Consider the following 26,979-nt stretch of genomic DNA (forward strand, 5'->3'; position numbering starts at 1 on the left):
TCGTTTTATTTTTGATGAATCATCTTTGACAATATTGAAACGCAATTCTAGCCTTGCTGATGCCACCCCAGCACAACAAGGAACAACGCCGTGCTCGAACACGACCATCTCAGCCGTTTTCTCTCCCACCGCCATTCCCTTTGCCAGCCCCTTTACCAGTCCCTTCGACACCCCCTTCGCAAGCCCCTGATCGTCGCGCTGTCGGCCCTGGCCGTCTCCTCCTTCGGTGTATCCTCCATGGCCGCCGACGAGGGTACGCCTCCGGCGCAAGTCTTCGACCTCACGACCTGGAAGTTGACCCTGCCCATGGACGCCGACGGCGACGACGACGTCGACGAGATATCGGTCGGCGAGCTTCAGTCCTATCAACATCCGGACTACTACTATCTGAACGACAACAATAATCTGGTCTTCGTGACCCCCAACAGCGCCTTCACCACCCCCAATTCCAGCAATGCACGCACCGAACTGCGCCAGATGCTGGCCGGCGCCGACGACGCCTTCGGCCCCAAGGCACCTGAGCAGAACTTTGCCCTCGCCTCTCACCCCGAGGCTGACCGCTACGCCCAGATCGGCGGCTACCTCGATGCTACGCTGCGGGTCGATCACGTCGCCGAGCGCACCGACAAGCCCGACCGGGCAGCGGCCTATTCGGTGGTCATCGGCCAGATCCACGCCGGCAAGGACGAAGCGGTGCTGGCCCAGGACAATGGCTTCGGCCACGGCAACGAACCGCTGAAGATCTACTACAAGAAGTTTCCCGACCACGAGACCGGCTCGGTGTTCTGGAACTACGAACGCAACCTCGAGAAGGATGACCCCGAGCGCATCGATATCAGCCACGCGGTGTGGGGCAACGACTGGAGCGGCAGCGAGGATCCGGGCGAGGCGGGCATCGCCCTGGGCGAGAGCTTCCGCTATCGGGTCGAGGTCAAGGACGACGTCATGCACCTGACCTTCGCGTCAGACGGCCACCCCACCCGCACCTTCGAGCAGAACCTGGCCGACAACGTCGGTCCCGACGGTGAGGTCGACGAGGCCGACCATCCGCAGGGATACGCCGGTGACTGGATGTACTTCAAGGCGGGTTCCTATAACCAGTGCAACACCAAGCCGGAATCTGGCGCCTGCCTGGGTACCGGGGTGTGGGAAACCGACCAGCAACACGGCGACTACGCCCAGGTCGTGTTCAGCGAGCTGGATAGCGGCCCGGTCGAGTAAGCGTCCAGCGAGCGCCCGGTAACGTCCACGCCAGAGAAGAGAAACGTCCACGCCAGAGAAGCGTAACGTTCACGCCAGGGGCGAAGCTGCCGCTCGCTCCTGGCCAACGGCGCTCGGCAACAAAGGCCGACTTGATCCAGATCAGCAAAGGCGCTTTCGCCTCAAGGGCGAACTTTGGCAGAAAACCGTGCACTTTCAAGCATGTGCTCGTGCAGCAATGGGCAAATTCAACGGCAGTGAATGGCCCGATTCGAGCGCTCGATGCCCCCCTGCCGACCTACCCTCCAGACATGAAAAAGGGCCTACGACAGCGTCGTAAGCCCTTGAATTCTATGGCGCGCCCTAAAGGATTCGAACCTTTGACCTTTGCCTCCGGAGGGCAACGCTCTATCCAGCTGAGCTAAGGGCGCGCGGTGCCGCCTGAACCTGTCACGCGGCGAGCCATATCCTACCTTGCGCACCCGCCGGTGTCCACCCAAGGGCATGCCCAAGCCCCGCAGCGCCACCTTCCCGGCGACGGGCGACATTTTCCCGTCTCGAGCGATCTCGCTATACTGCCGGCACAGCGTGACGCCCGGCGATAGGGACGATGGCCGTGCTCGGCGCCACCAACAATAACTTCCATCAAGCGACCGTTACAGAGGTGGTGAGAGTGAAATCCAGCAAGCTGATCATGGGGTGTCTGATCACCCTGGGCCTGGGCTCCGGCCAGGCGATGGCACAGGACGATGCCGAGCGTGACGCCATGGCCGAGCGCCTGGCCCCGGTAGGTTCTGTGTGCCTCGAAGGCCAGGAATGTGGCAGCGCCATGGCCGCCGCGTCAGGCGGCGGTGACGCCGCGGCGTCGGGCGGTGGCGTCGATGGCGAAGCCGTCTACGGCGGCATCTGCATGGCCTGCCACGATACCGGCGTCGCCGGCGCACCCAAGCGCGGCGACGAAGCGGCCTGGGCCGAACGCACCACCAAGGGCTTCGACACCCTGCTGGATCACGCTCTTAACGGCTTCAATGCGATGCCGGCCCGTGGCGGCAACCCGAACCTGTCCGATGAAGAAGTCCATGCGGCGGTGGCCTACCTGGTCGAGCCGGTGATGGAAGTGCCGTCAAGCGACGCAGGCGCCAGCGAGGCGGCCCCTGCCGAAGAGACAGCATCAGACGACAGCGCCGCCGCTGCCAGCAACGAAGCAGCAGGTGAGGACGCTGCCGCCACCGATGCGGCTGGCGGCGACGACGCCGCTGCAACCGATGCAGGCTCTGCCGAGGTCGACCCGGCGGTGGCGGCCATCGATGGTGAAGCGGTCTATGGCGGCATCTGCATGGCGTGCCATGAAGCCGGTGTCGCCGGCGCCCCGGTTCGCGGTGACGCCGCCGCCTGGGAACCGCGCCTGGCCAAGGGCATGGACACCCTCTATGACCACGCCATCAACGGCTTCAACGCGATGCCGCCCAAGGGTGGCAACCCGAGTCTGTCCGATGACGAGATCAAGGCGGCCGTCATTTACATGACCCAGTAAATCGACTCACGCGATATAGCAGCGGGGCGCCCATGGGCGCCCCGCTTGCGTTGGTCTGCTGGCGAGGCCTGGTCCTGCACTCGGGTCGTGCCAAGCCTTGATGCCATCGGGCTTATCCACAGCCTGTGGCGATCCAGCGGCTGTGGATGGATTCAGTCCAGCAGCGAGCGCAGCCCGGCGATGGCGCTCTTGCCCCGCTCCTGCTTGCGCTCGGGGTCTTCCCGATCGGCGCGTCCTTCCCACTCCAGATCATCCGGCGGCAACTCGTCGAGGAAGCGGCTGGGGGCGCAGTCCATCAACTCGCCGTAGGCCTTGCGCTGGCGCGCCAGCGTCATGGTCAGGGTACGCCGGGCACGGGTGATGCCAACGTAGGCCAGGCGGCGCTCCTCCTCCACGGTGCCGGCCTCGATGGAGTTGCGGTGAGGCAACAGCTCTTCCTCGAGACCCATCAGGTAGACGTGGGGGAACTCGAGGCCCTTGGAGGCGTGCATGGTCAGCAATTGCACACGATCCGAGTCATCTTCTTCCGCTTGTTGCTCGAGGATATCGCGCAATACCAGGCGCGAGATCGCCGATTCCACGTCGTCGGTTTCGGTATCGGTGCTGGCGGTGTTCTCTTCCGGATCGGCCTGCATCGACTTCTCGAGCTGGTCGATCAGGATCCACACGTTGGCCATGCGCCGCTCGGCGATGGTGGGGGCGCTGGCGTTCTGGTAGAGCCAGGCCTCGTAGTCCATCTCGCGCATCATCTCGCGGATCGCGGCGATGGCGTCGCCCTGGTCCATGCGGCGGCGCACCCCATCGATAAAGTGGGTGAACCGCGTAAGCCGCTCCACCGCGCGGGCCGGCAGCTGCTCGGCCAGCCCCAGCTCGTGACAGGCGGCGAACAACGAGACGCCGCGCTCGGTGGCGTAGTTGGCGAGCTTCTCCAGGGTGGTCGGGCCGATCTCGCGACGCGGCACGTTGACGATACGCAGGAAGGCGTTGTCGTCGGCCGGATTGATCAACAGCCGCAGGTAGGCCATGGCGTCCTTGATCTCGCCCCGGGAGAAGAACGAGGTGCCGCCGGACAGCTTGTAGGGAATCTGGTAGTGCTGCAGCTTCAATTCCAGCAGGCGCGCCTGGAAGTTGCCACGGTAGAGCACCGCGAAGTCACGCCATTCGGCGCGCTCCTTGATCCGGCGGGTCAGGATCTCGCTGGCGACCCGCTCGGTCTCTGCCTCCTCGTGGCGCGTGACCACCACCCGGATCGGATCGCCCTGGCCCATGTCCGACCACAGGGTCTTGTCGTAGACGTGGGGGTTGTTGGCGATCAGGGTGTTGGCGGCGCGCAGGATGGTGCCGGTGGAGCGGTAGTTCTGCTCCAGCTTGATCACCTTGAGCCGCGGAAAGTCTTCGCCCAGGGTCACCAGGTTCTCCGGCCGGGCACCGCGCCAGGCGTAGATCGACTGGTCATCGTCGCCGACCACGGTGAAGGTCTGGCGCTCGGCCATCAGCATGCGGACCAGCATGTACTGGCTGACGTTGGTGTCCTGATACTCGTCCACCAGCATGTAGTGGATCTTGCGACGCCAGCGGGCCAGCGCCTCGGGGTCGTCGCGCAGCAGTACCACCGGCAGCAGGATCAGGTCATCGAAGTCCACCGCGTTGTAGGCCTTGAGGTGGCGAACGTAGGCCTCGTAGACCCGGGCGGCGTACTGCTCGTCTTCGGTGGCGGCGTGGGACAGCGCCTGGCCGGGCAGGATCAGGTCGTTCTTCCAGTTGGAGATCACTCCCTGGACCTGATTGATCTGGTCGGCGTCGACCTGGGCGTCCTTGTTCATCAGATCGCGCAGCAGCGCCTTGGCGTCTTCCGGATCGAACAGTGAAAAGCCCGGCTTGTAGCCCAGCGCCTTGAGCTCGCCGCGGATGATGTTGAGGCCGAGCGTGTGGAAGGTCGAGACCGTCAGGCCGTGGCCTTCACGCCCCTGCAGCATCGAGCTGACCCGCTCCTTCATCTCGCGGGCGGCCTTGTTGGTAAAGGTCACCGCAGCGATGCGCCGGGCGCTCATGCCGCATTCCTGGATCAGGTAGGCGATCTTGGTGGTGATCACGCTGGTCTTGCCGGAGCCGGCCCCGGCCAGCACCAGGCAGGGACCGTCGATGAAGTGCACGGCCTCGCGCTGACGCGGGTTGAGGCCGCGGATGCGTTCGCGGATCGTCTTCACAGGTGCGTTCATGCGTCGTCCTGGGCGCCGGGCTGGACATCGAGTCGCGCCGCGCCGTCGAAATCGAGTTGTCGCCAGGCCTCGAACACCAGCACCGCACAGGCGTTGGACAGGTTCAGGCTGCGGCTGTCCGGCAGCATCGGGATGCGCAGGCGCTGCTCCGGCGGCAGTGCATCGAGCATCGCCTGGGGCAGGCCTCGGGTCTCGGGGCCGAATACCAGGGCGTCGCCGGAACGATAGTCGGGCTCATGGTAACCACGCCGCCCACGGGTCGAGACGGCGAAGACCCGAGAGGGCGAAACCTCGTCGATGAACGTCTGCCAGTCGGCGTGGACCCGGACCCGCGCCCACTCATGGTAGTCCAGCCCCGCGCGCCTGAGGCGCTTATCGTCTAGGGTAAAGCCTAACGGCTCAATAAGGTGCAGGCGAAATCCGGTATTGGCGCACAGGCGTATCAGATTGCCGGTGTTCGGCGGAATCTCGGGTTGATAGAGCACCACGTCGAGCATTGGACATCACCAGGATCGCGGCGGAGGACGATGTGAGGCAGGGAGATCACCGAGGCCCTCCTGGGAGGAAGACCTCGGCGCAAGGAAGCCATAGCGACTCAGGCGCTGACGCCGTAGCGTTCGCGGTAGGCGCGGATGGCCTCGGCGTGGGGTTTGAGGGTGTCTCCCCCGCTCTGTTCGAGGTAGGCCAGCACCTGGTCGAGGCCGACGATGCTGACCACCGGGATGCCAAACTCGGCCTGCACCTGCTGGATGGCGCTCTTGTCGGTGTCGTCGCTGGCGCGCTCCTGGCGGTCCAGCGCCACCACCACCCCGGCGGCCTGGGCGCCGGCGCCGTCGATCAGCCCCATCACCTCACGGATCGCCGTACCGGCGGTGATCACGTCATCGATGATCATGATGCGACCGTCGAGCGCGGCCCCGACGATGTTGCCGCCTTCGCCGTGGTCCTTGGCCTCCTTGCGATTGAACGCAAAGGGCAGATCACGGTCATGATGGTCAGCCAGTGCCACGGCGGTGGTCGCCGCCAGCGAAATGCCCTTGTAGGCCGGACCGAACAGCACGTCGGCCTCGATCCCGCTTTGCTCGATGGCCTTGGCGTAGAAGCGCCCGAGGCGCGCCAGGGCGCGGCCGGTCTTGAACAGGCCGGCGTTGAAGAAGTACGGGCTCACCCGCCCCGACTTCAGGGTGAACTCACCGAAACTGAGCACGCCCTCGCCGATGGCGAACTCGATGAACTCCCGCTGGTAGGGATGAAGGCGCGCCGCGCCTGGCGGTTGAGGTGCCATGTCAGCCACAAGGCCTCCTGTCCAATTGCCTGGCCTTATCACGTTTTTCTCGACCGGCCATTTACCCAAACGTCGAAACGTCGGGTATCATACACGCGCGACGCAAAAGGGACCACGTATGAAAATCGCCACCATCAATGTAAACGGCATCCGCGAGGCCGTCGGTCGAGGCTTTCTCGACTGGCTCGCCAACCAGGACGCCGACGTTGTCTGCGTCCAGAACATCAAGGCCAAAAGCTTCGAGCTGGACGACAGCATTCTTTATCCTGAGGGCTACGAGGGTTACTTCCTCGACGCCGAACAGGACGGTTTCTCAGGGGTCGGCCTCTACTGCCGCAAGATCCCCAAGGCCATCATGTACGGCCTGGGCTTCCCCCAGTGCGACCATGAAGGACGCTTTCTGCAGGCCGACTACGATCGCTTCTCGATCGCCAGCTTCCTGATGCCCGACGGCAGCGATCCTGACGCCAAGCAGGCGTTCATGGCCCAGTACCAGGAGTACCTGTCGAAGATGGCTCGCAAGCGCCGCGAGTACATCATCTGCGGCACCTGGCACATCGCCCACAAGACCATCGATCTGGCCAACTGGGCCGACAACCAGACGACGCCCGGCTTCAAGGCCGAAGAGCGCGCCTGGATGGACCAGGTGTTCGGTCCCACCGGCTTCATCGACACCTTCCGCGAGATCAACCGCGACGGTGACGAGTACACCTGGTGGCCGGCGCTGGACCAGGATCAGCCGCGCTCCCGTCAGGAGGGCTGGCGCCTGGACTACCAGATCGTCGGGCCGAACTTCCGTCGCCATATCACCGACGCCTGGATCGACTACGACGCCACCTTCTCGGAGTTCGCGCCGCTGATCGTCGAGTACGACCTGCAACTGTAAGCCTCCCTTCGTCGCCGTCTGGCCCGGGTCCGGGGCCGGACACGAAAGCGCCGGCCCCTCAGGGGGCCGGCGCCTTCGTTCATGCGACTCATCTCGTCACGGCGACCGCTCAGGCGCGATTGCCGAGCGCCTCACGCTGGTGCTCGAACAGCTCGTTCCCGGCCTTTTCGGCCAGATCCAGCATGGCGTTGAGCTGACCACGGGTGAAGGTGCCGGACTCCGCGGTGCCCTGGACCTCGATCAGCTCGCCGGATTCGCTCAGCACCACGTTCATGTCGGTATCGGCGCTGGAGTCTTCCGGGTAGTCGAGATCCACCACCGGCTGACCGCGATAGAGCCCCACCGATACTGAGCTTACCAGCTGCGAAAAGGGGTCGGTCTTGATCAGCTTCTCGCGCTGCAGGTAGCGGATGGCGTCGATCAGCGCCACGCAGCCCCCGGTAATCGAAGCCGTACGCGTGCCACCATCGGCCTGGATCACGTCGCAGTCCACGGTGATAGTGAACTCGCCAAGCTTCTTCAGGTTCACCGCCGCACGCAGCGAACGCCCGATCAGACGCTGGATCTCCAGGGTGCGGCCGCCCTGCTTGCCGCGTGACGCCTCGCGCCCGCTGCGCGAGTGGGTCGCCCTCGGCAGCATGCCGTACTCGGCGGTGACCCAGCCCTGCTTCTTGCCCCGCAACCAGCGCGGCACGCCGGCCTCGACGCTGGCGTTGCACAGCACCTTGGTGTCACCAAACTCGACCAGCACCGAGCCTTCGGCGTGGCGGGTGTAGTCACGGGTGAGACGAATCTCGCGGGTCTGGTCAAAAGCGCGTCCGCTGGGACGACGGATGTCCGTGGACATGGCACCTCTCTTGGTCGACACGCCTCTTGCCGCGGCATCGCCTGGCGCAGCGAAGGGGACGACGTCGATCATGGAATGGAAAACGAAGGCCGCCCATTCTACACGCCTTGACCGATGAATCGGGTACACTGCGCTCACCGGTGTCGAGCCCACCCTCGACGGCCTTGCGACACCACCGCGCCCGACGCCAGGAATTCGCCAGGAAATCGCCAGGAGACCCGCCATGGTTCACAGCATGACCGCCTTTTCGCGCCAGGACCTCGAGGCCGACTGGGGCAGCCTGCAGCTCGAGCTGCGCAGCGTGAACCAGCGCTACCTGGAGCCGCACTTCCGTCTGCCCGAGGCCCTGCGTGACCTGGAACCCGGCTTCCGCGATGCCCTGCGCAAGCGCCTGGCACGGGGCAAGATCGAGTGCACCCTGCGCTTCGATGCCAGCGACAAGAGCGACAGCCTGAGCGTCAACCATGAGCGCCTCGCCGCCCTGTCATCGGCCCTGGCCGAGGTACGCGCCACCCTGCCCGAGGTGCACATGCCCGACGCCCTGGCCATGCTCGGCCATCCTGGGGTGCTCGAAGGCGGAGGCCTCGATCTGGACGCGGTCAAGCAAGCCGCCAACCAGATGTTCAAGCAGGCCCTGAATGACCTGGTGGAAGGCCGAGCCCGGGAAGGCGAGCAGCTCAAGGCGCTGATCGAGGAGCGTCTGGCGGCCATCCATGAGCTGGTGGCCGAGGTACGCGAAAGGATGCCGCAGATCCTCGAACGTCAGCGCACCCAGCTCGAGGAGAAGCTCGCCAACCTCAATGTCGAGCTCGACCCCCACCGGCTCGAGGCCGAGGTGGTGCTGATGGCCCAGAAGGCCGACGTCGCCGAAGAGCTCGACCGCCTCGACACCCACGTCACCGAAGTCGGCCGCCAGCTTAAGCAGAAAGGCCCCATCGGCCGTCGCCTGGACTTCCTGATGCAGGAGCTGAACCGCGAGGCCAACACCCTGTCGTCCAAGTCCGTGGTCGCCGACACCACGCGCTGCGCGGTGGAATTGAAGGTACTGATCGAGCAGATGCGCGAGCAGATTCAGAACATCGAGTAGCATCCACCAAAGGCCATCAAAAACCATTAAACTACTGTTTTTCAAAGAAACAAAGACATAAGAAATCCACCAAGACCCACCAGCATCCCCGGAAATCCAGATCATATCGGGGAGTAAACCGGGGAGAAAAAGCATTGCCTCTCCTCCCTCAGACACATACCCTTGAAGATACTCCCCAACCATGTCGATCCGAGTGCATGACCGGGAGAAAGTGGGGGAGGTGCCCGCTGGCACTCTAAATGCCGTTGCAAAAAGGCCCACTGGGCGCCAGTGACGAGCTCATATGACATTGAGCCGCCTATCTAGCCCAAGCCTAGCCCGAGCAGCTATCAAACGGTCGTTTGTTTTATTTTCCACGGGGGACGAGAGGAAATAATGGGAAGCCTTACCGCCAAGAAGAGCCAGTCGCTTGTCAAGGAGGGTAAAGCAGGGCGCTACAGCGACGGCAACGGCCTGTACCTGATGATACCGAGGAAAGGAACTCCTTACTGGATGTTGCGATACACGCTGTTTGGCAAGCGGCGTGAGATGACACTGGGCAAACATGCCCACCTCTCTCTCGCCGAGGCTCGGACGAAAGCGGTTGAAAACCAGAAGTCTATCCGCAAAGGCCTTGACCCCATCGAGGAACGCAAACGCGATAGCCAAGCCTTGATCAGGACAGTGGAGGACCTGTTTGCTGACTGGTACCCGGAGCTAGAGAGAAGACTCAAGCACCCAGCTATTCCAAAGCGGATATACAAAAAAGAAGTGGCGCCCCTCATCGGGGGTAGATCGCTGGATGCTGTCACTCCAATTGATATCCGTGAAATAATTAGACGAGTAACAAATAGTGGTAGGCCGACAATAGCTAATGACACACTGATGTATCTTAAACAGATGTTCAACCACGCCATAAAACTGGGAATTTTAACTTACAACCCAGCATCAGCCTTCAACGTCAACGACGCAGGCGGTATTGAGAAAAGCCGCGATAGGGTTTTGAGCCTCGATGAGATTCGCAACGTTTTCCAAGCATTCAGAGACAATAGCGACAGCTTCAGCCGCGACAACTACCTCGCCTGCGCGCTACTGCTCGTCCTGGGAGTACGTAAGACCGAACTTACCGAAGCCCAGTGGTCAGAATTCGACCTGAAGAACGGCCGGTGGAACCTGAGCGGTGAGCGCAGCAAGACAGGCGCCGGGATCGTCATTCCCCTCCCACCGCAAACCATCGGCTGGCTGGAAGAGCTCAAGATCCGTGCCTGCGGCTCGGACTATGTCTTTCCTAATCGCCGCAGCAGTAAGCGGGCCCACATGGGCAAAGACACGCTGAATCGTGCCATTGCCAAGCTATTTGGCAAGGAGCCTGGCAAGAAGCCGCAACCAGAGAACCGGATGGGCGATATCACCGAGTTTACTGTGCATGATCTGCGCCGCACCTGCCGCAGCTTACTCGCTGCGGTTGGTGTACCGGGGCATGTCGCGGAGCGTTGCTTGAATCACAAGCTCAAGGGCGTCGAAGGCATCTACGACCGTTACGACTACTTCGACGAGCGAAAAGAAGCGATTATCAAGGTCGCAAACCTTCTTGGCCCTGCAATAAATCTGCCCTAACTCACAACGTAAATTTCTACACACCAACAACATCTCATGAGCCAATTCTGGAGAAAGCGCCATGAGACTAATCAAGCTTAAAGATGTCACCAGCCTTACAGGTCTTGCACGCTCCACCATTTACAAATACATTTCCGAAGAAAGATTCCCAAAACCAGTATCCTTGGGAGAAAGAAATGTCGCCTGGGTAGAGGAAGAAATTCAGGACTGGATCCTAGAAAAAATAGCCGAAAGAGACCTTGCATAAATAGGGTAAAAAAACACGCTCGTCATTCCACCTAGCCGCAACATTCCCGCCGACTAAAAAAATACCGCTCCACCAGCCGACACAGCTTCCTAAGCAGGAAGCTGTGTCGGCATTATCATGTTATTTTTTCAAAGGCATCCCCTCTCAGCGAAGGACACCACCTCCTCACTGCCAACCACTAGGCGTGTAAATCCACCAGGTTTTCATCAGGCATCAGGCCGCCATGACCATGGCCATGCGACGATCAAGCTCCTCGTAGAAGGCCTCGACCCGCTCGGCGATGGTGCGAATCATCACCTCGTCCCGGTAGGCCCGCTTCACGAACAGCGGCATCCCCGGCCAGTAGCTAACGAAGTCGATCCATTCCCGCTCGCTGACCCACAGGCCGCCCTGGCACTGAGCGACGTGCTCTTGAGGTAGCTCGTCGGCCAGCAGCAGCTCGATCTGGTACTTGGGCAGCTTGGTCTTGATCTCCACCAAGCCATTGGTATCCACCAGGCAGTCCGGCGAATAGCCCACACCGTGGTTGAGGATGATGCCGACCTGCGCCAGGCGGGGCAGACCGGTGGCCTCGTGATAGAGCTCCCGGGCCACGGGCTCCAGCTCATGGCCGCGCTGGGTGTGGGCATTGCCCTGAAAGGCATCGGACGGCTCGCCGGTGATGCGCTCTCCGATCAGTTGATGCATGTAGCTGAGGGCCCCGGCACCGAAGCCGCCCGGTCCCTTGCCCTTGACCAGCAGAGTCTTCAGCTCGGACATGGTGACGATACCCAGACGGGCGGCATGCCACTCGGGCGTGCCCTGGTCCAGCGCCAGTATCTGCATGACGTTCTCCTTCTCGATGACACGGCATAGGCCGCGAGGGGAGGTCCCTTCGCCGCCCGATCAGTGATGTTGATGGTTGGGCTGCGCCCGCTTCTGCAGGGAGGCACGCAATCTGTCGAAGTCGCCGCGCGGCACCTGCTCAGCGTCGCCGTACTTGCCGACGAACCACTCCTGGGTCGCAGGAGGACAGGCGGCGATCAGCTGCCGGATCTGCCCGGCCTGGAAAGGGGTGACGAGTTTGACCGGGGCGGCGGCCTGACCGTTGTCGTCCTGGCCGCGGGTGGTGATGTTGAGCAGTGCGCAGAGCACGTAGCGCTTGCCGTAGCTGGTAGAGGAGCCGAAGGCCTGAACGGCGTTCTTGCTGCCGCTGGTATCGGCCGGCAACAGCATGCTGGTCTCTTCCCGATGGCCGTCCTGGTGCATCAGCACGCCGGTGACCTGGATGCCGCGTTCCTGGGTCTGAATGCGGAAGCTCACCGCGAAGCCGTACTTTTTCATGATCGGGCGCACGGTATCGACGATGTCCTCCAAGGTGGCGTAGTGACCGTTGTTGGTCTTGCCACGCTCGGCGATGCTCGGCAGTTCGGTCTGCATGGCCGCCATCGCGGCGCTGTAGGCCATCAGCGCCTGGCGGTCGAGCACACGCTCCTGCATCTGGAGCAGACGCTCCATCTTGTCGATGTCGACCTCGGGATTGAGTGCGGCCCGCTCGATCACCTGGATGATCGCGGTGCTGTCCTGGGTGGCCTGTGCGACCGGTGCCTGGTTGGCGGTCTTGGGATGAATAGGGGTTGCCATGATGGCCTCCGTTATCGATAGCGTTGGATGACGTCAGGGAGCTGCTCGATCGGGACCGGCTCCAGGGACACGGCCACGCGATAGACCTGCCCCTTGGCCAGAACGTGGGTTTCGGTTGCCTGTTCGCCGGCCTCCAGCAGCTGACGGGTCAGCTGGGTCAGGGCCCGGCATATCTCGAACGTCATGGGCGATTGCATTGGTATCTCCTGAAACAGTAGCGCCCGGCCTTTGAAGGGGCCGGGCGCTCTGCCGCGATGAGGGAAAGGCTGGGTGGATGTTTTGCTGAGTGATGATCAGCCCACCAGCGCAAGGGCAGACTCCAGCGCCTTGTCCTTGAGGCCGGCGCCCTGGCCGAACCAGGCGGAGTCCATGCGGTAGTCGTTGCTGCGGGCGCGCTTCTCGTGATCCACGTACTCGGTGACCGCATTGAGTAAGCCCCAGGCGGTGCCTTGCGCCGTGCACAGCTGAGAGCCGCGCCCCTCACCCTGATAGAGCTTCTGGACGCGATTGAGGGCGCGAACGTTGGGCAGCTTGGACGGATCGTCCATCGGCGCCTCGGCGTTGCAGACCACCGACTGGAAGTAGGTTCTCGCTTCCTCCTGGCTGACCTTGCGCTCAGCCAGGGTCTTCAAGCGGTACATGAAGTCGTCCCACTGGGACACGGAGATCCCCAGCTGCTGCTTGACCAGCTGAGGGCGAAACTCGGTGCTATGTGGCACTTTCACGCCCTGGGAGGTGCCATCCACCGCGATGGTCAGGGTGTTGTTGCAGACCACCCGCACGGACGTCGGGGTGGCGACGGTGGCCAACGAGCCGTCGCAGGAAGTGGCCAGCAGCAGGTAGTCGTTGACCTGATCCTGGCCCTTCAATGCCCCGCCCAGGCCGCTGCGCGCCAGGGCCCAGAACTTGCGGCCACCCTTGAGCACCCCGGCCGTCTCCAATTCGTATCCCGCGTATTCCGTGAGATCACGGTAGAACTCCAACACCTCCTCCGGTTGCACCACCTTGTAACGCTGGGAGACCACCGACAGTGGATCCTTGGTATCGGAGCGGTAGAGCACTTTCTGCTCGGGGAAGGAATGGATGCTGCCCAGGTGGCCAGCGCCGTCGGCAATGAAGCGCACCAGGGATTCCTCGATGTGCCAGTCCATGCCGGCCTGCTGTCGCCAGACTTCCAGCGGCTGATGACGAGACAGCTGCTGGCCCAGGCCATGCCAGGGGGTATCGCCAACGTAGGCCATTTGTTCGATCAGGTGTGCCATGGGGAAAGCTCCTTGAGAGTCGAGCACTGCATAACAGCCCGCTCCCCAAGGAAGCAGGCCGACCGTGAGCATGTTGATAAAGGGAGTCGCGGGATCATCGCTGAGCAGCGATGGACTCGTGAGACGGATCTTTAGGGGTCAATCGATATGGGGACGAAAGGTGTGGCCGCAGGCACGGCACTCGAGATTGTCGAGCACCTGATCATCCAGCTGACTACCCAGCCGTGCCCCAGCGACACCGCCTGCCGTGCCACCGACCAATCCACCAAAGACGGCTCCGGCGATACTGCCGACAGCGATCCCGACCGGACCGCCTACTGCGCCCACCAGGGCTCCGGCCTCGGCGCCACTCCAGGCGCCGGCCGCCCCACTGGCGGTACCGGCCACCGCCCCCGTGGAGCCTCCTACCTTCCGCCCGCGATGGCGCGACACGACCCGCAACGCGCCACAGCTGGGACAAGACATGGACATGACATTACCTCTTCCATCGAAAAAGACATGAGAACGAAGCCACCCGTCTGGGGCTTCAAGGAGGTAGTACAGGTTTGAAATTCGATTGAATCGACAACGGGCAAGATCCTGGGCGACACACCCGCAACATCATCGAGGTATACGTCAGCTACGGGAAAAAGCCGGGTTTTCCGGCCTCCGTCGGCTTCCTGAGCATGTTTCAGAACATCCGTCCGATGTTTCCCAGGATGACAAGCCAGGACGACGTAATATTTTACAGCGCTGTGAGATGGGATGCAGCGAAACCGTGACGTCATCGCGTCGCGGTGTCTTGTACGGATCGATAACGGAATTTCCCGAGAAAGTTAGTGACACCTCATTCGCCAGAAAACTGGGGCGATTGGCATGTCCAGGGATAGCGTTTCCCTGGGGTTCCGACATGCGTCACTGACGGGTAAGTATTATAGGGAGATTCACTAGACTCCTAACAGGGTCTACAGGGATAGGTCACTAGGTCATGATGGGCTCACTTGTGAAAGCCCATCCAGGATCATGAAGGATCATCCGAGGAGTGGTCCCATACAGACCACTCCCAATGAAACCATCACCCAACATGACCTTCTAGGGATTGACCTCACAGGCGACTGGAAAACGCCTGATGATGAAGTTCAAGTGAGCGACAGCATCACATCAAGGTCAGTACATACCGCTTCCTATTATCCTCCTATCGATCGACAAGACCATCGCTGCGGAATCTTTCACCATTCCCACAGCGAGGTATCTCCTCATGTTTCAACATCACCCCCTCTGCCATCCGCTTAACGACAAGCTGCGCCTTCACTACGAAGACATCTATCGAGGCTTTGACGTCCAGCATTGGACAGATGGCCCACTGGTCGTGAACTACCTGGAACGGTCCTTGCAGACCCTTGACGCCGTGACACGGATCAACCATTCCACCTTCATCTTTCGCGTGGATCTCCACTTCCCGGATGAGATGCCGCGTCTGCCGATGCATGAGACCAACGCCGTGCTGGCACGGTTCTTCTACTTCTTCCGCTACGAGCTCAAGCGGAGGCAAACCAAGTACCCGACCCAGCTGCACTACCTGTGGGCACGCGAGCAGGTCAACAGCGACAAGCCGCACTACCACCTGATGATCATGCTCAACAGGAACGCCTACGACAGCCTGGGGGCGTTCGGTCCAGATTGGTTCGGGGTCTACTCATTCAACAACCTCTACCACCGCATGATGCGTTCCTGGTTGAAGGCAATGGGGTTCGATCATGACGATCCACGCTTCCATCAGCTGATCCATGTCTGCAAAGACCCGGTCACAAAAGAGCCCTGGTCCTGCGCCCTGCATCGGGATGACTGGATAGCCATGAATGAGGCGGTATTCATGGCCAGCTATCTGTGCAAGGCCTTCAGTAAACCGTTCGGCCAGAGGGCGCATGTCTTCGATGGCAGTCGTCTTTGGTGATTGAGTGACATGGTATGGGTCCGTCCTAGGCGGACCCGTCCTACCTCTCTCAACATGGTGCCTGCAATGTTTCCGACTTCGATGTTTCCCTCCCTCTCGTTCCCTCACAACACCCGTGGCAGCCAAGAAGAATCGTCATCCCACGATCCCTGGGGAGATCGTCGCCTCGCCAGGATGGAACGCAAGGAACCGACCCGTCGACTGCTACGTGACGTCATGGCCCTACGCCGGATTCGTGGCATGAGCCAGACAGCGCTGGCGGCCGATCTGGGAGTCAGCGTGCGAACCTTGCAGGAGTGGGAGCAGGGGCGACGACTGCCCTCGGGGGTTGGCCATGCCCTGCTCAGACAGTGGGTAGAGACCCACCAAAGCGATGGAGATTGAGACATTGCGATGGATTATCGTACAACATGAGCGCCGCAGGATGTCGATTTTCATGTTTTTTTAGATTTATAAGTCACAATGTCTAACCCAATACCAGTTTGCACGCTCTAGGCAGCCCATCGCTACTTCTGGCGAGAGGCATCGCATGAGGCACGCCAGCGCCCATAGGGGCCACGTTTCTCGAGAGGGACAAGCTGAACCCCGAACGTCGCAAGCAAGGCCCTGCTCTGCTTGAACTTGGCCGCCAACCCTCGGGACGTGACAGGCCAGGAACCTGAAGGATCAGGCTCAGGGCGATACCCATCGAGCAGCACAAGCCAATCCTTGACCGTGGCCTCTATCCGTCCATCTTCCGACGCATCGATGAGACGCTTCACGGCCATCGCGACAGGATTTTCCTCCAGCTCATAATCGCGACGACTTTGCTGGTTGGCATCAAGTTGTTGCCAGAATTCGGCAGTATCTCGACCCAAAGCATCAGCCACCAGTACACCTATCCGGCATAGGTCTCGCAAACCACCATAGCGGTCGCATTGTCGATCATTTTCAACATGGCTCCAGAACTGGTTAACATAGCCAAATATTTGGAGAAGGCCATGAATGATGGTTCTCTCCGCCATGCTGCGATCCTCCACAGCATTTTGAGATTTGCCCCCTCCTGCATCATCCAGCTCTATGCTCAAGGTAGCGTCGGATAGCGGTGCATAGGTCACTACACTCTCGCTGCTATTCAGCATGACCGCACAACGGACGGAAAGATCTACCCCAGAACGCTTCGTTTTCGTGCGCCACTCCATTGCCTTTCCCTGCATGATCGAAAGCAAGCCTTTCTGCTGTGTTTTGGACAGCGAATCCACTCGATGGAAACTCATCAGGTAATGGCACTGCGCCCGAATATCCACTTGCTTTATCGACTTGGGAACCTCGATCTCAAACAGACTACTCGCCGGGTCTATGACCGTCTTCAGCATCTTCTGTGAATCGATCAGCTCAGGAGTAGGCTCACCTAACAACTCAAGCAACACGGGCGCACTATCTGAGCGCCAGGCCATGACCATCCAGGCAATCACCAACAGGTCACTATCTTTCGGCAGCGAAGTGACATCGAATAAAGTAGATATCGATTGAGGAAGCACATTCCCAACGTTATCAGGAACACACACCGGCAAGCTTTCTCGAGGCATGACATGGGGAATCCCAGTCCGTATCTCATAGCTCGATAAGCCCGGTGAAAAAATCAAGCATTGATTCCCCAAGATCAGCGCACGTCGACCACTGTTCAAGTCAACGCCTGCACGACCGTAAACCGGTAGAACAGCCTCGGGGATAGCACCATAAACAAAATTGCTGATGGCAGACCTGATGACACCATAGGAGACATCCTGCTGCCTTCCTATGGAGGTTCTCCAATACTCTCCCTTCAGCCTCTCAAGGATCTTTGGGTCCAAATGTGGCAAAGTCTCGCCCGTAAACTTATCAGTCAGCAGTGGGCTTCTCGACTCATTAGTAGTGAGATAAAACTGTCCTTGAAGCATGGACATGACATCGGCTACTTGTCTATCGTGACGAGATTGCTTTGGCGCTTGGCGCGCTCCAAATAACCCCATGCCCCCAGCACCAGATTCACTGCTCAAATCAGGCGCTGCCGGCCAGGAAGGCCAAGGAGCATTGAGCGCAGCTTGGAGATCGGGGTCACTAAAGAGGGACTTTAAAGTGGCCGGTGGCTCATCATCGTGTGATGCATTGGGAAATGAGGAAGAGGGTCCTGTATCGGGCGTAGGCGAAGTCTCTGCGGCATCATCAAGCTCACCAGAAGCCACCTTCCGAGCTTGCTCACGCCAATGCTCACTCAGGCCAAACCTCTGCCGCCGGTGCTTGGTATTGGCTACCTCGTGTCCCACTGGATGAGACTCGTGGTTATCCTGACCATGATCCGTCATTCCCTACCTCGTGCCTTTTCGCCATCGAATATCTCGCAAAGCCTATCACACGGACCTCTGACATCCGCTCTTCCCGATCCCCCTCGTTAGCTGTGATACCTCAGGCTTCTTAAGCCAGGCGGCTACATGGCCGAGACAGTAGAGGCGACTTGTCGTCTCGATCACCACCCCCTGCCTTACAAATGGCGCACAGCGGCCCCGGGCCGCTTTTATACCGTGAGATACGAAATCATCAGGTAGCGGCATAAACGCCGCACAGAGCGGCATGGCGCGATAACGTCGCCGTCTCTACCCACAGCCCACTGACCACGGCGGCCACGCATGAAATTTCCACCCAACAGCCGTATCAACTCCATCATGGACGACCGGCTGGCCGCCAACAGCTGTCAAGGTCTTCGCTGCACCGCATGTCGGAGTTCTTCGAGACTGTCAGTTTCAACAGATGGCTGCATGGAATGCCAGAAGCTGGCAGCACCACATTGACGAGCCCCGTCATGACCTACCAGTCATGCAGGGCAGCGATCAACGGGCACGACACCTTTCTTTGATGCACATGGCATTCATCGACCAGCCGGGATAAGGCCGCCTCGATGCGGGTCAGATCAGCCAGCCTGGCGCGCACGTCGTCAAGTCGCTGTGACGCTAGTTCCGCCGCCTCGCTGCAATGAGCACCATCCTCCAGAGCCAGTAGCTGCCCGATCTCGTCCAGGCTGAATCCCAGCCGCTGCACCGCTTTCACGAATTTCATGCGCGCCACGTCGGCGCTGTTGCTCATGCAGTTGCTGGCTTTACCGGTCTATCTCTGGCTCTTTCTGGGCGCGGAGTGGTTCCAGGCAGCGATCAGCACCCACCTCCTCAGCGCCTTCGCGGGATTGATTCTCACCCCCTTGGCCCTGGCCTGGGTGACCGAGCGGCTGGCCGAGCGTCACCTCAATGCCAGACGGTGGGTTCATGGCCTGGGCCTACTGCCCGTACCCCTGCTGGCACTGGTGGTCTTTGTCATCGCGGCCTCCCAGGTGACGACCGTGGCCGGCCTCGGCGGGGTCTTGCTGCAAGTGCTGCCGATCTTCGTCGCCTACCTGGCCTTTGCCGCCATCCTGGGCAAGACCCTCGGCAAGCTCTTCCGGCTCTCCGCGCCATCAGCCAGGACTCTGACCTTCAGCTTCGGCACACGCAACTCCTTCGTGGTGCTACCCATCGCCCTGACGCTGCCCGATGCCTGGCAAGCCGCCGTGGTGGTCATCGTCTTCCAGTCGCTGGTCGAGCTGTTCGGCATGGTGGTGTACCTGAGATGGGTGCCAGGCAAGTTGATCCCGGAGCCCTCTCACACATAGCCCTTGCAGCTCCCCATCCAATTTCCAGGAGTAAAATGTGATCGAACGTGGTGTTCGGCTGCCTCAAGGCGCAACGACGAACCTTGCACCGTACTCCTAGCCAAGCCCCCCTCGGCAGCCCCCTGAACCGTACCGATCCTCTACGGAAGATAGGGGCGATGGACAGTGACTACTCAGGCACCGCTGGCAAGCCTTTCGAGGTCGGCAACCACGGCCTCCATAGGATCGCTGTCGCGGATCAGCAGGCGCGCCTCTCCCTGATCATTGAAGGCGAAAACAGCGCTGGAGTGCGACACATCATAGTTGCCTTCGCTGTCCTCTTCGCCATACCCGTAGGTCACCCGATAGCGGCGTGTCAGTTCATCGAGGGCCGCTTTATCCCCCGTGAGGCCGATGAACTGGGGGCCGAAGGCATCCGTGTACTCTCGCAACGTCTCGGCGTCATCGCGACGAGGGTCGACCGAGACGAAGAGCACCTGAATGTCGTCGCGCGCCGCCTCATCCATGCGTTGGGTGGCGGCGTCGAGGCGCGCGAGGGTGGTGGGACAGACATCGGGGCAGTGAGTGAAGCCGAAGAACAGCAGTGTGCTCTTGCCGAGGAACTGATCGGCGTTGACGTCTTTGCCGTTCTCGTCGACAAGCTCGAACGCCAGGGGAGGCATGAGCCCCGAGATATCCTTGGTCTGCCAAGGCGGCTCGCTGCAGCCCGCAAGCCATAGGGTCACGAATAGTGCCATGATCCATCGGTGCATCCTGCTCCCCCTACTGTGCTGTCGGCGCCACGGCGCGGAAGGTGACACGCTGTCGCTGCTCGCCGGCGAAATGAAGGTTCACCTCGATGTCGTCACTAACAACGAGGGGGCGAGTCCGTTTCATGAGCATGAGATGATAGCCCCCCGGTGCGAACTCGATCTGCTCCCCCGCTGCCAGTTCTAATTGGGCGACGGGTTGCATACTGGTGATGCCATCCTGATTGACAGTGCGATGCATGGTGACATTGCCGAAAGCGGGGCTATCCGCTCCTGTCAGGGTGACGCCCTTCTCACTGGTATTCGTGAGGGTGAAATAGCCTGCCGCGGGCAGGTCCCCGGGCAGAAGCCGAAGACGCGCCTCGCTGACCTGCAGTTCGGCAGCAGCCACCGTGCCGGGCGTCGCGATCAGCAGCAGGAAGGCCCAGCACCAGCGTTTCGCCAGGCGCGGCAGACTAGCGTGTGGCGTGAGAGACATCAGCGGCATCCTCCTTGCGGGCGTCACGGAACAGAAAGCTGAGAATGATCAGAACCCCAATGGCACTCATCATCGAGGCGGGAATCCAGGTCAGCAGGCCGCCGAGGAGTTGGTCAGTCAGAGGATCCAGCGGCCAGGCGCGACCGCAAACCTCGTAGACATCGAAGATCACGTCGCGACTGAAGGTGATATAGGCGCCCAGGAGAATTTGCGGGGGGATCACCGCCAACAGGATGGCGACACGCTTGCCATAGCCGAGACCGCCTTGTTGCGGCGAGCGGCGATCCAGGATCAGCCACCAGAACAGCAACCCATCCAGCGCCATGCTCCAGTTCATCACCTGATAGAGATCAGCGCTGAGCATGGCGTCGAAGTGGATCTCGGGAATCAGCCAGAAATAGATCAGCCCGACGAACAGTAGGGGGGCGATCAGTGGATGCTGCAGAGTCCGATAAACAGGACGCAGCAGGCGCGCGGCCAGGCTCCACCCGGGGAAGGGTCTGATTCGAGTCGGCAAGCCGTCTGCCAGTACCGGCAAGGGGGCGGCCAGGGCGATCAGGAGGGGGCCGGCGTGATGCAGCACCAGGTGCTGGGCCCGATGGGTAAAGAACATGTACTGGGCGAGGTAGTCGTAATGAGTCTGGGTGACGCCATAGATGGTGGCGACACCCAGCAGGTAGGCCAGGATTCGGCCCGCGCCGGTGGCCTCGCCGCGCCGTCTGCGCTGCCGCAGGCCTCGCAGGTAGAGCACGATGGCCAGCAGGCAGCTCGCCGACCAGGTCAGTGAGAACTCCCACGGCAGCAGGTAGCCCAGAGCGACGTCGAGCTCGATAGCCCTTCCCTCCCCAGAATCGGCACGCCAATGGTGAGCTTAGGAGCCCGCCGCACCATGCGGCAAGGTGGGCCTATAAACGCAGGCAAAGCCAGAGCCCGCACCTCGGTGCCTGGTAGGCGAGGAAGGCCGAGCCCCAACGCACCGCCAGTGGCCATGCAGAGGGCGATAGACCTTGGATAAGCCACGACCGAGTCAGCTCACGAGACTGACAAGACTCGCCATGTCGTCGTCATGGCCTACGCAGCGCGATTTCTGCGTAGATACCCTTGTAGCCAGTGTCGTGCTTTCTATCCGGTTCCGGCGCCGGCTTGGGGTTCAGGGACACCATGCGACCGCTGGGGTCATCCAATAGGCCGCGAAGCTGTCCATCATCGAAGCTCAAGCCCTCGACACCGCGTTGGTTGAGGCGTGTGACGGTGTCTTCCAACGCGGACATGCTGTGCCCTTCTTCTTCCAGCGGCGGGAATGCCTGAACCAGCGGCTGCTCTTCCTCCCAGCCGATCTTGATGGGTTGGTTGACGATTTGGACCTGGGTGTTCGGTGGCACGCGGTCGAAAATCGACTCGATGTCCTCAGGGAACATGCGAATACAGCCACGGCTGGCACGCATGCCGATACCATCCGGCTGGTTGGTGCCATGAATCAAGTAACCGTCGAAACCCAGGATAATGGCATGATCCCCCAGTGGATTATCCGGACCCGGAGGCACCACGCTGGGCGCCTTCTCACCGCGTGCCCTGGCTTCACGCTGGACCGACTCGGGTGGGTACCAGGCAGGGTTCTCGATATTCATGGTGGTTTCGGTGACACCGAGGGGGGTACCGAAGCCTTCACGACCGATGCCGATGGGATAGGTCTCAACGCGTGGCGTTTCACCATCGTCAACCTCCGGATAGTAGTAGAGGCGCAGCTCGGCGATGTTGATGACGATCCCGGTGCGCTCAGCATCGGGCAGGATGAAGCGCCCGGGTATGGTCACCTCGGTACCCTCGCCGGGAATCCAGAGACTCACATCCGGATTGGCGCGCACGATCTCCCTGTACCCCAGGTTGTGTCGCCTGGCGATATCGAGCAGGGTATCTCCTCGATCATCCACAGTTATGCGGTAGGTGTCGCCGATCACATTGCCTTCCTCAGGCAGCGGATAGTGGCCGCGGGGCCACTCGTTCTCCTCTTCGGCCTGAGCAACGCTAATGAGTGCCAGCCAACCGACCAGCACCCCCACCACTGAGCGTGCTCGGAGCTGCCACCATGGACCTTTCCTCGCTGTACTAGAGTGACGTTCCGATAAAGCCATTATTCTCTCCCTTTTCGACTGGACTATTATCATCCAGACCGACGTGTGTTGAGTTTCCATCCAAGCAGCACCAGTAAGGCGGCCAACACCCAGGTCGGCCAGCTACCGGTACGTGTGAACGGTGTGTTCCCCACCATGGGCAGCGCCTCGCCGCGGAGGCTCGTCGCCAGGAACTGTGGTGCGCGGGCCGTGACACGGCCCTGAGTATCGACGATGGCGGTCACCCCGTTGCTGGTGGCGCGGATCAGATAGCGGCCGTTCTCCAGGGCGCGCAGGCGGGCCATCTGCAGATGCTGCAGGGGGCCGATGGAGCGTCCGAACCAGGTGTCGTTGGAGACCGTCAGCAGCAGCTCGGCGTCGCGCGCCTGCTCGGCCACCCGGTCGGCATAGATGATCTCGTAGCAGATGGCGTTACCGATGGTGGTTCCGGCGGCGCGCAGCGGTTCCTGATCGTCGGTGCCAGGCGTCATGGTGGGCATGGGCAGGTCGAAGAAGGCGATGGTGCCGGCGAGCAGGCTCTCCAACGGCAGGTACTCGCCGAAGGGCACCAGGCGCGCCTTACGGTACTTTCCCTCGGCGTTACCCAGGCCGATCACGCCGTTGTAGTAGTCGCCGCCGTCGCGCTGCAGGATGCCGGTGAGCAAGGCGGTGTCGGGGGCGAGGTTGGACTGCACCCGCTCCAGTATTGGCCGGGCCTCCTCCTCGAGCATCGGCAGGGCCGCCTCGGGCCAGACAACCAGGTCGAGGTCGTTGGACTGTGCAAGGGTCAACGCCGTATAGATACTGGCCGCCTCGCGCTGCCCCTCGGGAGTCCACTTGATCGCCTGATCCAGGTTGCCCTGCAGCAGGGCGACCCGCAGCGGCTCGCCGGCCGGGAAGGTCCACTGGGTCGGCAAGGCCATCGGGGCTAGCCAGAGAACAGCGATGGGCGCCGCGGCCCACCAGCGTCGTCTCAGCAGTTCCACGCCCAGGGTGCCGGTCAGGGCGGTGATCAGCGACAGCAGATAGACCCCGCCCACCGGGGCCCAGGCCGCCAGCGGCGAGTCTACCTGGGACGTGCCCAGCAGCAGCCAGGGAAACCCGGTAAACAGCCAGGTGCGCAGCCACTCGCTGAGTACCCAGATGCCGGCGAAGCTGAGGAAGGCCAGGCGTGGGCCCGTGACGCGGCGATAGAGCCAGAAGGGGACGGCGAAGAACAGCGCCAGGCTGGCCACGAACAGGCCGGTGAGGAAGAGCGCCAGGGGCGCCCCCGTATAGCCGTAGTTGTGGATCGCGACGAAGACCCAGGAGGCACCGGAGCCGAACAGGCCCACCCCATAGCACCAGCCGCGGAGGCCGGCCTGAGCGGGTGTCAGGACATGGATGCCGGAATAGACCAGTGCCACCGCCACCGGGCCCAGCCACCACAGCGCAAAGGGCGCGGCGCTGAGAGTGGTCAGTCCCCCGGCGGTCAGGGCCAGGAAACAGCCGAGGGCCGGAGAGATCCGGCCGGCAAGCGTCATGTACCGGACTAGCAGGTTCTCTGCATCCATGCCGTTACTCAGACGCTCTGGGGGAGGGACGCTCACGTAAGGCCGCAATCGCAAAGGCGATGACACCCAGGAACAGGGCGATATCCGCCAGGTTGAAGGCGGGCCAGTGCCACTCATGCCAGTAGACGTCCAGGTAGTCTACGACATACCCTCGTACCAGGCGGTCGATGCCATTGCCCAGCGCGCCACCCAGCATCAAGCTGTACCCCAGCGCCTCCAGACGGGGCCTGGGCCTGCACAGCAGGATCGTCAGGACAATAGTCACCATCCCCGTCAGGCCCAAGAAGAGATAGCGCTGCCAGCCGCCTGCATCGGCGAGGAAGCTGAAGGCCGCTCCCGTGTTCCACCAGTGGCCCCAATTGAAGAACGGGGCTAGCGGGATGGTCTGGCCATACGGCATCAGCGCCTGCACCAGCCCCTTGATGGCCTGGTCGGCCAGGCCGACCATAACGGCCAATGCCAACCAGTACCAGCGGCGCGGCACTGTCGGTATCCGCTCTGTCCTCATGACGTGGCTTCCTGGTAGCGCGGGCTTGCCGAGCCAGTCGTGGCATTATTGCCTGGCGAGAAGCGATAGCCCAGCAGCCGCATGGCGTTCAGGGTCACCAGCACGGTGGCGCCGGTATCCGCCATCACCGCGATCCACATGCCGGTGATGCCCAGCGCCGTGGTCACCAGGAAGATGGCCTTCAGGCCCAGCGCCAGGGCGACGTTGGTCTTGACGTTGCGCAGCGTGGCCCGGGACAGGGCGATCAGCTCGGCGATGCCGCCGACGCGGTTCTTGAGCAGCGCCGCATCCGCGGTTTCCAGTGCCACATCCGTGCCGCCGCCCATGGCGATGCCCACCTCTGCCGCGGCCAGCGCCGGCGCATCGTTGATACCGTCGCCCACCTTGCCGACTGGGCCTCGGCCGGCGGCCTGCCAGTCACGAACGCGCTGGGCCTTTTCCTCGGGCATCAGCTCGCCATGTGCCTCGATGCCCAGGCTGTCACCGATGGCCGCGACGGTACGCGCATTGTCACCGCTGAGCATCACCGCCTGCACGCCCAGGCGCGACAGCGCCGTCAGCCCCTCCCGGGCATCGTCGCGAGGTTCATCGCGCACGGCGATCAGGCCCAGCGGGCGCTCGCCTTCGACCAGCACGGCGAGAGTCTTGCCGGCGTGTTCCAGCTCGGCGATCCGAGCGGTCAGATCGTGATCGAGGGCGGCCTGCTCTGCCAGGTGGCGGGGGGTGATCAGGCTCAACTCACGCCCCTCGACCCGACCGGAGACCCCTCGGCCCGACAGGGCGCGGCTCTCACTCGCCAGTGGAAGGGAAAGGCCCAACTGCTCAGCGTGGGCGAGGATGGCCGTGGCGATGGGGTGGCTGGAGTCACGTTCCATCCCAGCCGCCAGCCTCAGGATCTCTTGCGTGCCCTGGCCAGTGGCCCAGTCCTCCACGTCGGTGACCTTGGGGGTGCCGGCGGTGAGGGTGCCGGTCTTGTCCAGCGCCACCGTCCGCAGCTTACCCAGCTGTTCGAGCACCGCGCCGCCCTTGATCAGCAGGCCCCGCCGGGCGCCCGCCGAGAGGCCGGCAGCGATCGCCGCGGGGGTTGAGATCACCAGAGCACAGGGACAGGCGATCAACAGCAGGGCCAGGGCGCGATAGATCGATTCCGACCAGGCCATGGTCGAGACCAGCGGCGGCACCACCGCCATCAGCAGGGCGAGCCCCACCACCGCCGGCATGTAGTAGCGAGCGAAGCGGTCGATGAAACGTGCCACCGGCGCCTTGGCGGCCTGGGCCTCCTCCACCAGGCGGATGACCCGTGCGATGGTGTTGTCCTCGGCGCCGCGGGTTACCTCCACCTCCAGGGCGGCATCGAGGTTGACCGTGCCGGCAAAGACGTCGTCCCCCGGCGCCCGCGTGCGGGGCACCGACTCCCCGTTGATCGGTGACTCATCCAGGTCGGATTCGCCGGTCAGAATACGTCCATCGCAGGGCACGCGGTCGCCCGGTCGCACCAGGACTCGCTGCCCAGGCGTGAGCGAGGCGGCCGAGACCTCACGGGTATCCCCATCCTCCATCAGCCTCGCCGTGGACGGCGTCAGGTCCGCCAGGGCCGAGATGCTGCGTCGCGCCCTCGACGCGGCCACCCCCTCCAGCAACTCGCCTACGGCGAACAGGAAGACCACCACCGCCGCTTCGGCGGCGGCATTGATGGCCAGGGCCCCCAAGGCGGCGATGCTCATCAGCATCTCGATGGTGAAGGGGTTGCGCATCTTCAGCGCACCCCAGGCGCCTTGTGCAATGGGCACCAACCCCACCAGGGTGGCCGCTACGAAGGGCCAGTTGCCTAGGCTAGGCCAGACCAGGCGGAGAACGAAGGCCAGAGCCAGCAGCCCCCCCGTGACGAGCACCAAGCGTCCCTTGGCGGTCTGCCACCAAGAGGCCGGAGCGGCATCCGCCTCATCTCCCTCATCATCGGTGGCAAGCTGGTAGCCGAGCTCGTTAAGGATCCGCTCGATCGCCTCATGAGAAGGCGTCGTATCCTGTTGAGGGTGAATCCTCACCGATCCGGTGACCGAACTGGCCGACACCTCCCCGATGCCCTCCAGGCGGCCCAGAGCGGCCTCTACCTTGCGCTCGCAGCCGCCGCAGTCCATGCCTTCCACCTGCAGTGTCAGCGTCGACGGGATGGTGCCTTGCGTTGGTTCGGTCATGGCGCTGC

Annotated in this window: 27 protein-coding genes and 1 tRNA gene; 9 read left to right on the forward strand and 19 right to left on the reverse strand. The window is 62.1% G+C overall.

The window, feature by feature from the left end; all coding sequences use genetic code 11:
• Window positions 1–90: 90 nt before the first annotated feature.
• Window positions 91–1,221 carry a polysaccharide lyase family 7 protein gene (locus NFH98_RS19900; protein ID WP_348827293.1) on the forward strand — a complete coding sequence of 377 codons (1,131 nt, stop codon included), beginning with the start codon at window positions 91–93 and terminating at the stop codon, window positions 1,219–1,221.
• A 333-nt stretch (window positions 1,222–1,554) separates the two neighbouring features.
• On the opposite strand, the gene NFH98_RS19905 is transcribed toward NFH98_RS19900, so the two are convergent.
• Window positions 1,555–1,631 (reverse strand) — tRNA-Arg (locus NFH98_RS19905).
• Between the two features lie 242 nt (window positions 1,632–1,873).
• Here NFH98_RS19905 and NFH98_RS19910 point away from each other — a divergent pair.
• The gene (locus NFH98_RS19910; protein WP_231498572.1) at window positions 1,874–2,734 is read left to right on the forward strand and encodes a c-type cytochrome; all 861 of its coding nucleotides are present in this window, start codon (window positions 1,874–1,876) and stop codon (window positions 2,732–2,734) included.
• 152 nt (window positions 2,735–2,886) lie between these two features.
• Here NFH98_RS19910 and rep read toward each other — a convergent pair whose 3' ends face one another.
• From rep to pyrE, 3 genes are all read right to left on the reverse strand, one after another.
• Complete coding sequence (gene rep, locus NFH98_RS19915) at window positions 2,887–4,953, reverse strand: DNA helicase Rep (RefSeq protein WP_108132000.1); 2,067 nt, start codon at window positions 4,951–4,953, stop codon at window positions 2,887–2,889.
• A complete protein-coding gene (gene trmL, locus NFH98_RS19920) occupies window positions 4,950–5,450 on the reverse strand; it encodes a tRNA (uridine(34)/cytosine(34)/5-carboxymethylaminomethyluridine(34)-2'-O)-methyltransferase TrmL (protein ID WP_108131999.1) in 501 nt (166 codons plus the stop codon). The genes rep and trmL overlap by 4 nt, the downstream gene beginning before the upstream one ends.
• Window positions 5,451–5,548: 98 nt before the next feature.
• Window positions 5,549–6,238: an orotate phosphoribosyltransferase gene (gene pyrE, locus NFH98_RS19925; protein WP_045992106.1), complete on the reverse strand. Its 690-nt coding sequence runs from the start codon at window positions 6,236–6,238 to the stop codon at window positions 5,549–5,551.
• 118 nt (window positions 6,239–6,356) lie between these two features.
• On the opposite strand from pyrE, the gene NFH98_RS19930 reads away from it, so the two are divergent.
• A complete protein-coding gene (locus NFH98_RS19930) occupies window positions 6,357–7,124 on the forward strand; it encodes an exodeoxyribonuclease III (RefSeq protein WP_045992107.1) in 768 nt (255 codons plus the stop codon).
• Between the two features lie 109 nt (window positions 7,125–7,233).
• Here the strand turns inward: NFH98_RS19930 and rph are convergent, their stop codons facing one another.
• Window positions 7,234–7,971 carry a ribonuclease PH gene (gene rph / locus NFH98_RS19935; RefSeq protein ID WP_045992108.1) on the reverse strand — a complete coding sequence of 246 codons (738 nt, stop codon included), beginning with the start codon at window positions 7,969–7,971 and terminating at the stop codon, window positions 7,234–7,236.
• A gap of 223 nt (window positions 7,972–8,194) precedes the next feature.
• Here rph and NFH98_RS19940 point away from each other — a divergent pair, with 223 nt between their 5' ends.
• The 3 genes from NFH98_RS19940 to NFH98_RS19950 all read left to right on the forward strand — a co-directional run bounded on the left by NFH98_RS19940 (window position 8,195) and on the right by NFH98_RS19950 (window position 10,901).
• Complete coding sequence (locus tag NFH98_RS19940; protein WP_108131998.1) at window positions 8,195–9,058, forward strand: YicC/YloC family endoribonuclease; 864 nt, start codon at window positions 8,195–8,197, stop codon at window positions 9,056–9,058.
• Between the two features lie 375 nt (window positions 9,059–9,433).
• Complete coding sequence (locus NFH98_RS19945) at window positions 9,434–10,654, forward strand: tyrosine-type recombinase/integrase (RefSeq protein WP_152480003.1); 1,221 nt, start codon at window positions 9,434–9,436, stop codon at window positions 10,652–10,654.
• A gap of 61 nt (window positions 10,655–10,715) precedes the next feature.
• The gene (locus NFH98_RS19950) at window positions 10,716–10,901 is read left to right on the forward strand and encodes a helix-turn-helix transcriptional regulator (RefSeq protein WP_035414227.1); all 186 of its coding nucleotides are present in this window, start codon (window positions 10,716–10,718) and stop codon (window positions 10,899–10,901) included.
• A 213-nt stretch (window positions 10,902–11,114) separates the two neighbouring features.
• Here the strand turns inward: NFH98_RS19950 and NFH98_RS19955 are convergent, their stop codons facing one another.
• The 5 genes from NFH98_RS19955 to NFH98_RS19975 all read right to left on the reverse strand — a co-directional run bounded on the left by NFH98_RS19955 (window position 11,115) and on the right by NFH98_RS19975 (window position 14,257).
• Window positions 11,115–11,726, reverse strand: a complete 612-nt coding sequence (locus NFH98_RS19955; RefSeq protein WP_035470208.1) for a lambda exonuclease family protein — start codon at window positions 11,724–11,726, stop codon at window positions 11,115–11,117.
• 60 nt (window positions 11,727–11,786) lie between these two features.
• Window positions 11,787–12,524, reverse strand: a complete 738-nt coding sequence (locus NFH98_RS19960) for an ERF family protein (protein ID WP_035470206.1) — start codon at window positions 12,522–12,524, stop codon at window positions 11,787–11,789.
• An 11-nt stretch (window positions 12,525–12,535) separates the two neighbouring features.
• Window positions 12,536–12,721, reverse strand: coding sequence for a hypothetical protein (locus NFH98_RS19965; protein ID WP_035470203.1), 186 nt, complete (start codon window positions 12,719–12,721; stop codon window positions 12,536–12,538).
• Window positions 12,722–12,817: 96 nt separating this feature from the next.
• Window positions 12,818–13,786 carry a DUF932 domain-containing protein gene (locus tag NFH98_RS19970; protein ID WP_035470200.1) on the reverse strand — a complete coding sequence of 323 codons (969 nt, stop codon included), beginning with the start codon at window positions 13,784–13,786 and terminating at the stop codon, window positions 12,818–12,820.
• Between the two features lie 138 nt (window positions 13,787–13,924).
• Window positions 13,925–14,257: a hypothetical protein gene (locus NFH98_RS19975; RefSeq protein ID WP_035470198.1), complete on the reverse strand. Its 333-nt coding sequence runs from the start codon at window positions 14,255–14,257 to the stop codon at window positions 13,925–13,927.
• A gap of 766 nt (window positions 14,258–15,023) precedes the next feature.
• Here NFH98_RS19975 and NFH98_RS19980 point away from each other — a divergent pair.
• The gene (locus tag NFH98_RS19980) at window positions 15,024–15,719 is read left to right on the forward strand and encodes a YagK/YfjJ domain-containing protein (RefSeq protein ID WP_035470195.1); all 696 of its coding nucleotides are present in this window, start codon (window positions 15,024–15,026) and stop codon (window positions 15,717–15,719) included.
• 216 nt (window positions 15,720–15,935) lie between these two features.
• Entirely contained in the window at window positions 15,936–16,103 is a 168-nt protein-coding gene (locus tag NFH98_RS19985; RefSeq protein ID WP_349623124.1) for a helix-turn-helix domain-containing protein, read from the forward strand.
• Window positions 16,104–16,225: 122 nt separating this feature from the next.
• Here the strand turns inward: NFH98_RS19985 and NFH98_RS19990 are convergent, their stop codons facing one another.
• Window positions 16,226–18,043 (reverse strand): hypothetical protein, encoded by a 1,818-nt coding sequence (locus tag NFH98_RS19990; RefSeq protein ID WP_253554685.1) that lies wholly within the window; start codon window positions 18,041–18,043, stop codon window positions 16,226–16,228.
• A gap of 499 nt (window positions 18,044–18,542) precedes the next feature.
• Window positions 18,543–18,818 (reverse strand): MerR family DNA-binding protein, encoded by a 276-nt coding sequence (locus tag NFH98_RS19995; RefSeq protein WP_502878755.1) that lies wholly within the window; start codon window positions 18,816–18,818, stop codon window positions 18,543–18,545.
• Here NFH98_RS19995 and NFH98_RS20000 point away from each other — a divergent pair.
• Complete coding sequence (locus tag NFH98_RS20000) at window positions 18,790–19,377, forward strand: hypothetical protein (RefSeq protein ID WP_349623069.1); 588 nt, start codon at window positions 18,790–18,792, stop codon at window positions 19,375–19,377. The genes NFH98_RS19995 and NFH98_RS20000 overlap by 29 nt on opposite strands.
• Before the next feature lie 173 nt (window positions 19,378–19,550).
• Here the strand turns inward: NFH98_RS20000 and NFH98_RS20005 are convergent, their stop codons facing one another.
• The 7 genes from NFH98_RS20005 to NFH98_RS20035 all read right to left on the reverse strand — a co-directional run bounded on the left by NFH98_RS20005 (window position 19,551) and on the right by NFH98_RS20035 (window position 26,971).
• Window positions 19,551–20,114 (reverse strand): SCO family protein, encoded by a 564-nt coding sequence (locus NFH98_RS20005; protein ID WP_240184316.1) that lies wholly within the window; start codon window positions 20,112–20,114, stop codon window positions 19,551–19,553.
• A gap of 25 nt (window positions 20,115–20,139) precedes the next feature.
• Window positions 20,140–20,604: a copper chaperone PCu(A)C gene (locus tag NFH98_RS20010; RefSeq protein WP_035470183.1), complete on the reverse strand. Its 465-nt coding sequence runs from the start codon at window positions 20,602–20,604 to the stop codon at window positions 20,140–20,142.
• On the reverse strand, window positions 20,582–21,355 hold the full coding sequence (locus NFH98_RS20015) for a cytochrome c oxidase assembly protein (protein WP_071211138.1): 774 nt from the start codon (window positions 21,353–21,355) through the stop codon (window positions 20,582–20,584). The genes NFH98_RS20010 and NFH98_RS20015 overlap by 23 nt, the downstream gene beginning before the upstream one ends.
• 313 nt (window positions 21,356–21,668) lie before the next feature.
• Window positions 21,669–22,667, reverse strand: coding sequence for a L,D-transpeptidase family protein (locus tag NFH98_RS20020; RefSeq protein ID WP_035470177.1), 999 nt, complete (start codon window positions 22,665–22,667; stop codon window positions 21,669–21,671).
• 98 nt (window positions 22,668–22,765) lie between these two features.
• Window positions 22,766–24,238, reverse strand: coding sequence for an apolipoprotein N-acyltransferase (gene lnt, locus NFH98_RS20025; RefSeq protein WP_157033094.1), 1,473 nt, complete (start codon window positions 24,236–24,238; stop codon window positions 22,766–22,768).
• Between the two features lie 34 nt (window positions 24,239–24,272).
• Complete coding sequence (gene lspA / locus NFH98_RS20030; protein ID WP_035470171.1) at window positions 24,273–24,776, reverse strand: signal peptidase II; 504 nt, start codon at window positions 24,774–24,776, stop codon at window positions 24,273–24,275.
• On the reverse strand, window positions 24,773–26,971 hold the full coding sequence (locus NFH98_RS20035) for a heavy metal translocating P-type ATPase (protein ID WP_035470168.1): 2,199 nt from the start codon (window positions 26,969–26,971) through the stop codon (window positions 24,773–24,775). The genes lspA and NFH98_RS20035 overlap by 4 nt, the downstream gene beginning before the upstream one ends.
• Window positions 26,972–26,979 lie beyond the last annotated feature (8 nt).

It is taken from the genome of Halomonas sp. H33-56 (assembly GCF_040147035.1).
GTDB classification, from domain to species: Bacteria; Pseudomonadota; Gammaproteobacteria; order Pseudomonadales; family Halomonadaceae; genus Halomonas; species Halomonas litopenaei.

Coding starts and splice junctions, on each gene's coding strand:
- rep (WP_108132000.1), bottom strand. CDS start 4,953: ATGAACGCACCTGTGAAGACGATCCGCGAACGCATCCGCGGCCTCAAC.
- trmL (WP_108131999.1), bottom strand. CDS start 5,450: ATGCTCGACGTGGTGCTCTATCAACCCGAGATTCCGCCGAACACCGGC.
- pyrE (WP_045992106.1), bottom strand. CDS start 6,238: ATGGCACCTCAACCGCCAGGCGCGGCGCGCCTTCATCCCTACCAGCGG.
- NFH98_RS19930 (WP_045992107.1), top strand. CDS start 6,357: ATGAAAATCGCCACCATCAATGTAAACGGCATCCGCGAGGCCGTCGGT.
- rph (WP_045992108.1), bottom strand. CDS start 7,971: ATGTCCACGGACATCCGTCGTCCCAGCGGACGCGCTTTTGACCAGACC.
- NFH98_RS19940 (WP_108131998.1), top strand. CDS start 8,195: ATGGTTCACAGCATGACCGCCTTTTCGCGCCAGGACCTCGAGGCCGAC.
- NFH98_RS19945 (WP_152480003.1), top strand. CDS start 9,434: ATGGGAAGCCTTACCGCCAAGAAGAGCCAGTCGCTTGTCAAGGAGGGT.
- NFH98_RS19950 (WP_035414227.1), top strand. CDS start 10,716: ATGAGACTAATCAAGCTTAAAGATGTCACCAGCCTTACAGGTCTTGCA.
- NFH98_RS19955 (WP_035470208.1), bottom strand. CDS start 11,726: ATGCAGATACTGGCGCTGGACCAGGGCACGCCCGAGTGGCATGCCGCC.
- NFH98_RS19960 (WP_035470206.1), bottom strand. CDS start 12,524: ATGGCAACCCCTATTCATCCCAAGACCGCCAACCAGGCACCGGTCGCA.
- NFH98_RS19965 (WP_035470203.1), bottom strand. CDS start 12,721: ATGCAATCGCCCATGACGTTCGAGATATGCCGGGCCCTGACCCAGCTG.
- NFH98_RS19970 (WP_035470200.1), bottom strand. CDS start 13,786: ATGGCACACCTGATCGAACAAATGGCCTACGTTGGCGATACCCCCTGG.
- NFH98_RS19975 (WP_035470198.1), bottom strand. CDS start 14,257: ATGTCCATGTCTTGTCCCAGCTGTGGCGCGTTGCGGGTCGTGTCGCGC.
- NFH98_RS19980 (WP_035470195.1), top strand. CDS start 15,024: ATGTTTCAACATCACCCCCTCTGCCATCCGCTTAACGACAAGCTGCGC.
- NFH98_RS19985 (WP_349623124.1), top strand. CDS start 15,936: ATGGCCCTACGCCGGATTCGTGGCATGAGCCAGACAGCGCTGGCGGCC.
- NFH98_RS19990 (WP_253554685.1), bottom strand. CDS start 18,043: ATGACGGATCATGGTCAGGATAACCACGAGTCTCATCCAGTGGGACAC.
- NFH98_RS20000 (WP_349623069.1), top strand. CDS start 18,790: ATGCGCGCCACGTCGGCGCTGTTGCTCATGCAGTTGCTGGCTTTACCG.
- NFH98_RS19995 (WP_502878755.1), bottom strand. CDS start 18,818: ATGAGCAACAGCGCCGACGTGGCGCGCATGAAATTCGTGAAAGCGGTG.
- NFH98_RS20005 (WP_240184316.1), bottom strand. CDS start 20,114: ATGGCACTATTCGTGACCCTATGGCTTGCGGGCTGCAGCGAGCCGCCT.
- NFH98_RS20010 (WP_035470183.1), bottom strand. CDS start 20,604: ATGTCTCTCACGCCACACGCTAGTCTGCCGCGCCTGGCGAAACGCTGG.
- lnt (WP_157033094.1), bottom strand. CDS start 24,238: ATGACGCTTGCCGGCCGGATCTCTCCGGCCCTCGGCTGTTTCCTGGCC.
- lspA (WP_035470171.1), bottom strand. CDS start 24,776: ATGAGGACAGAGCGGATACCGACAGTGCCGCGCCGCTGGTACTGGTTG.
- NFH98_RS20035 (WP_035470168.1), bottom strand. CDS start 26,971: ATGACCGAACCAACGCAAGGCACCATCCCGTCGACGCTGACACTGCAG.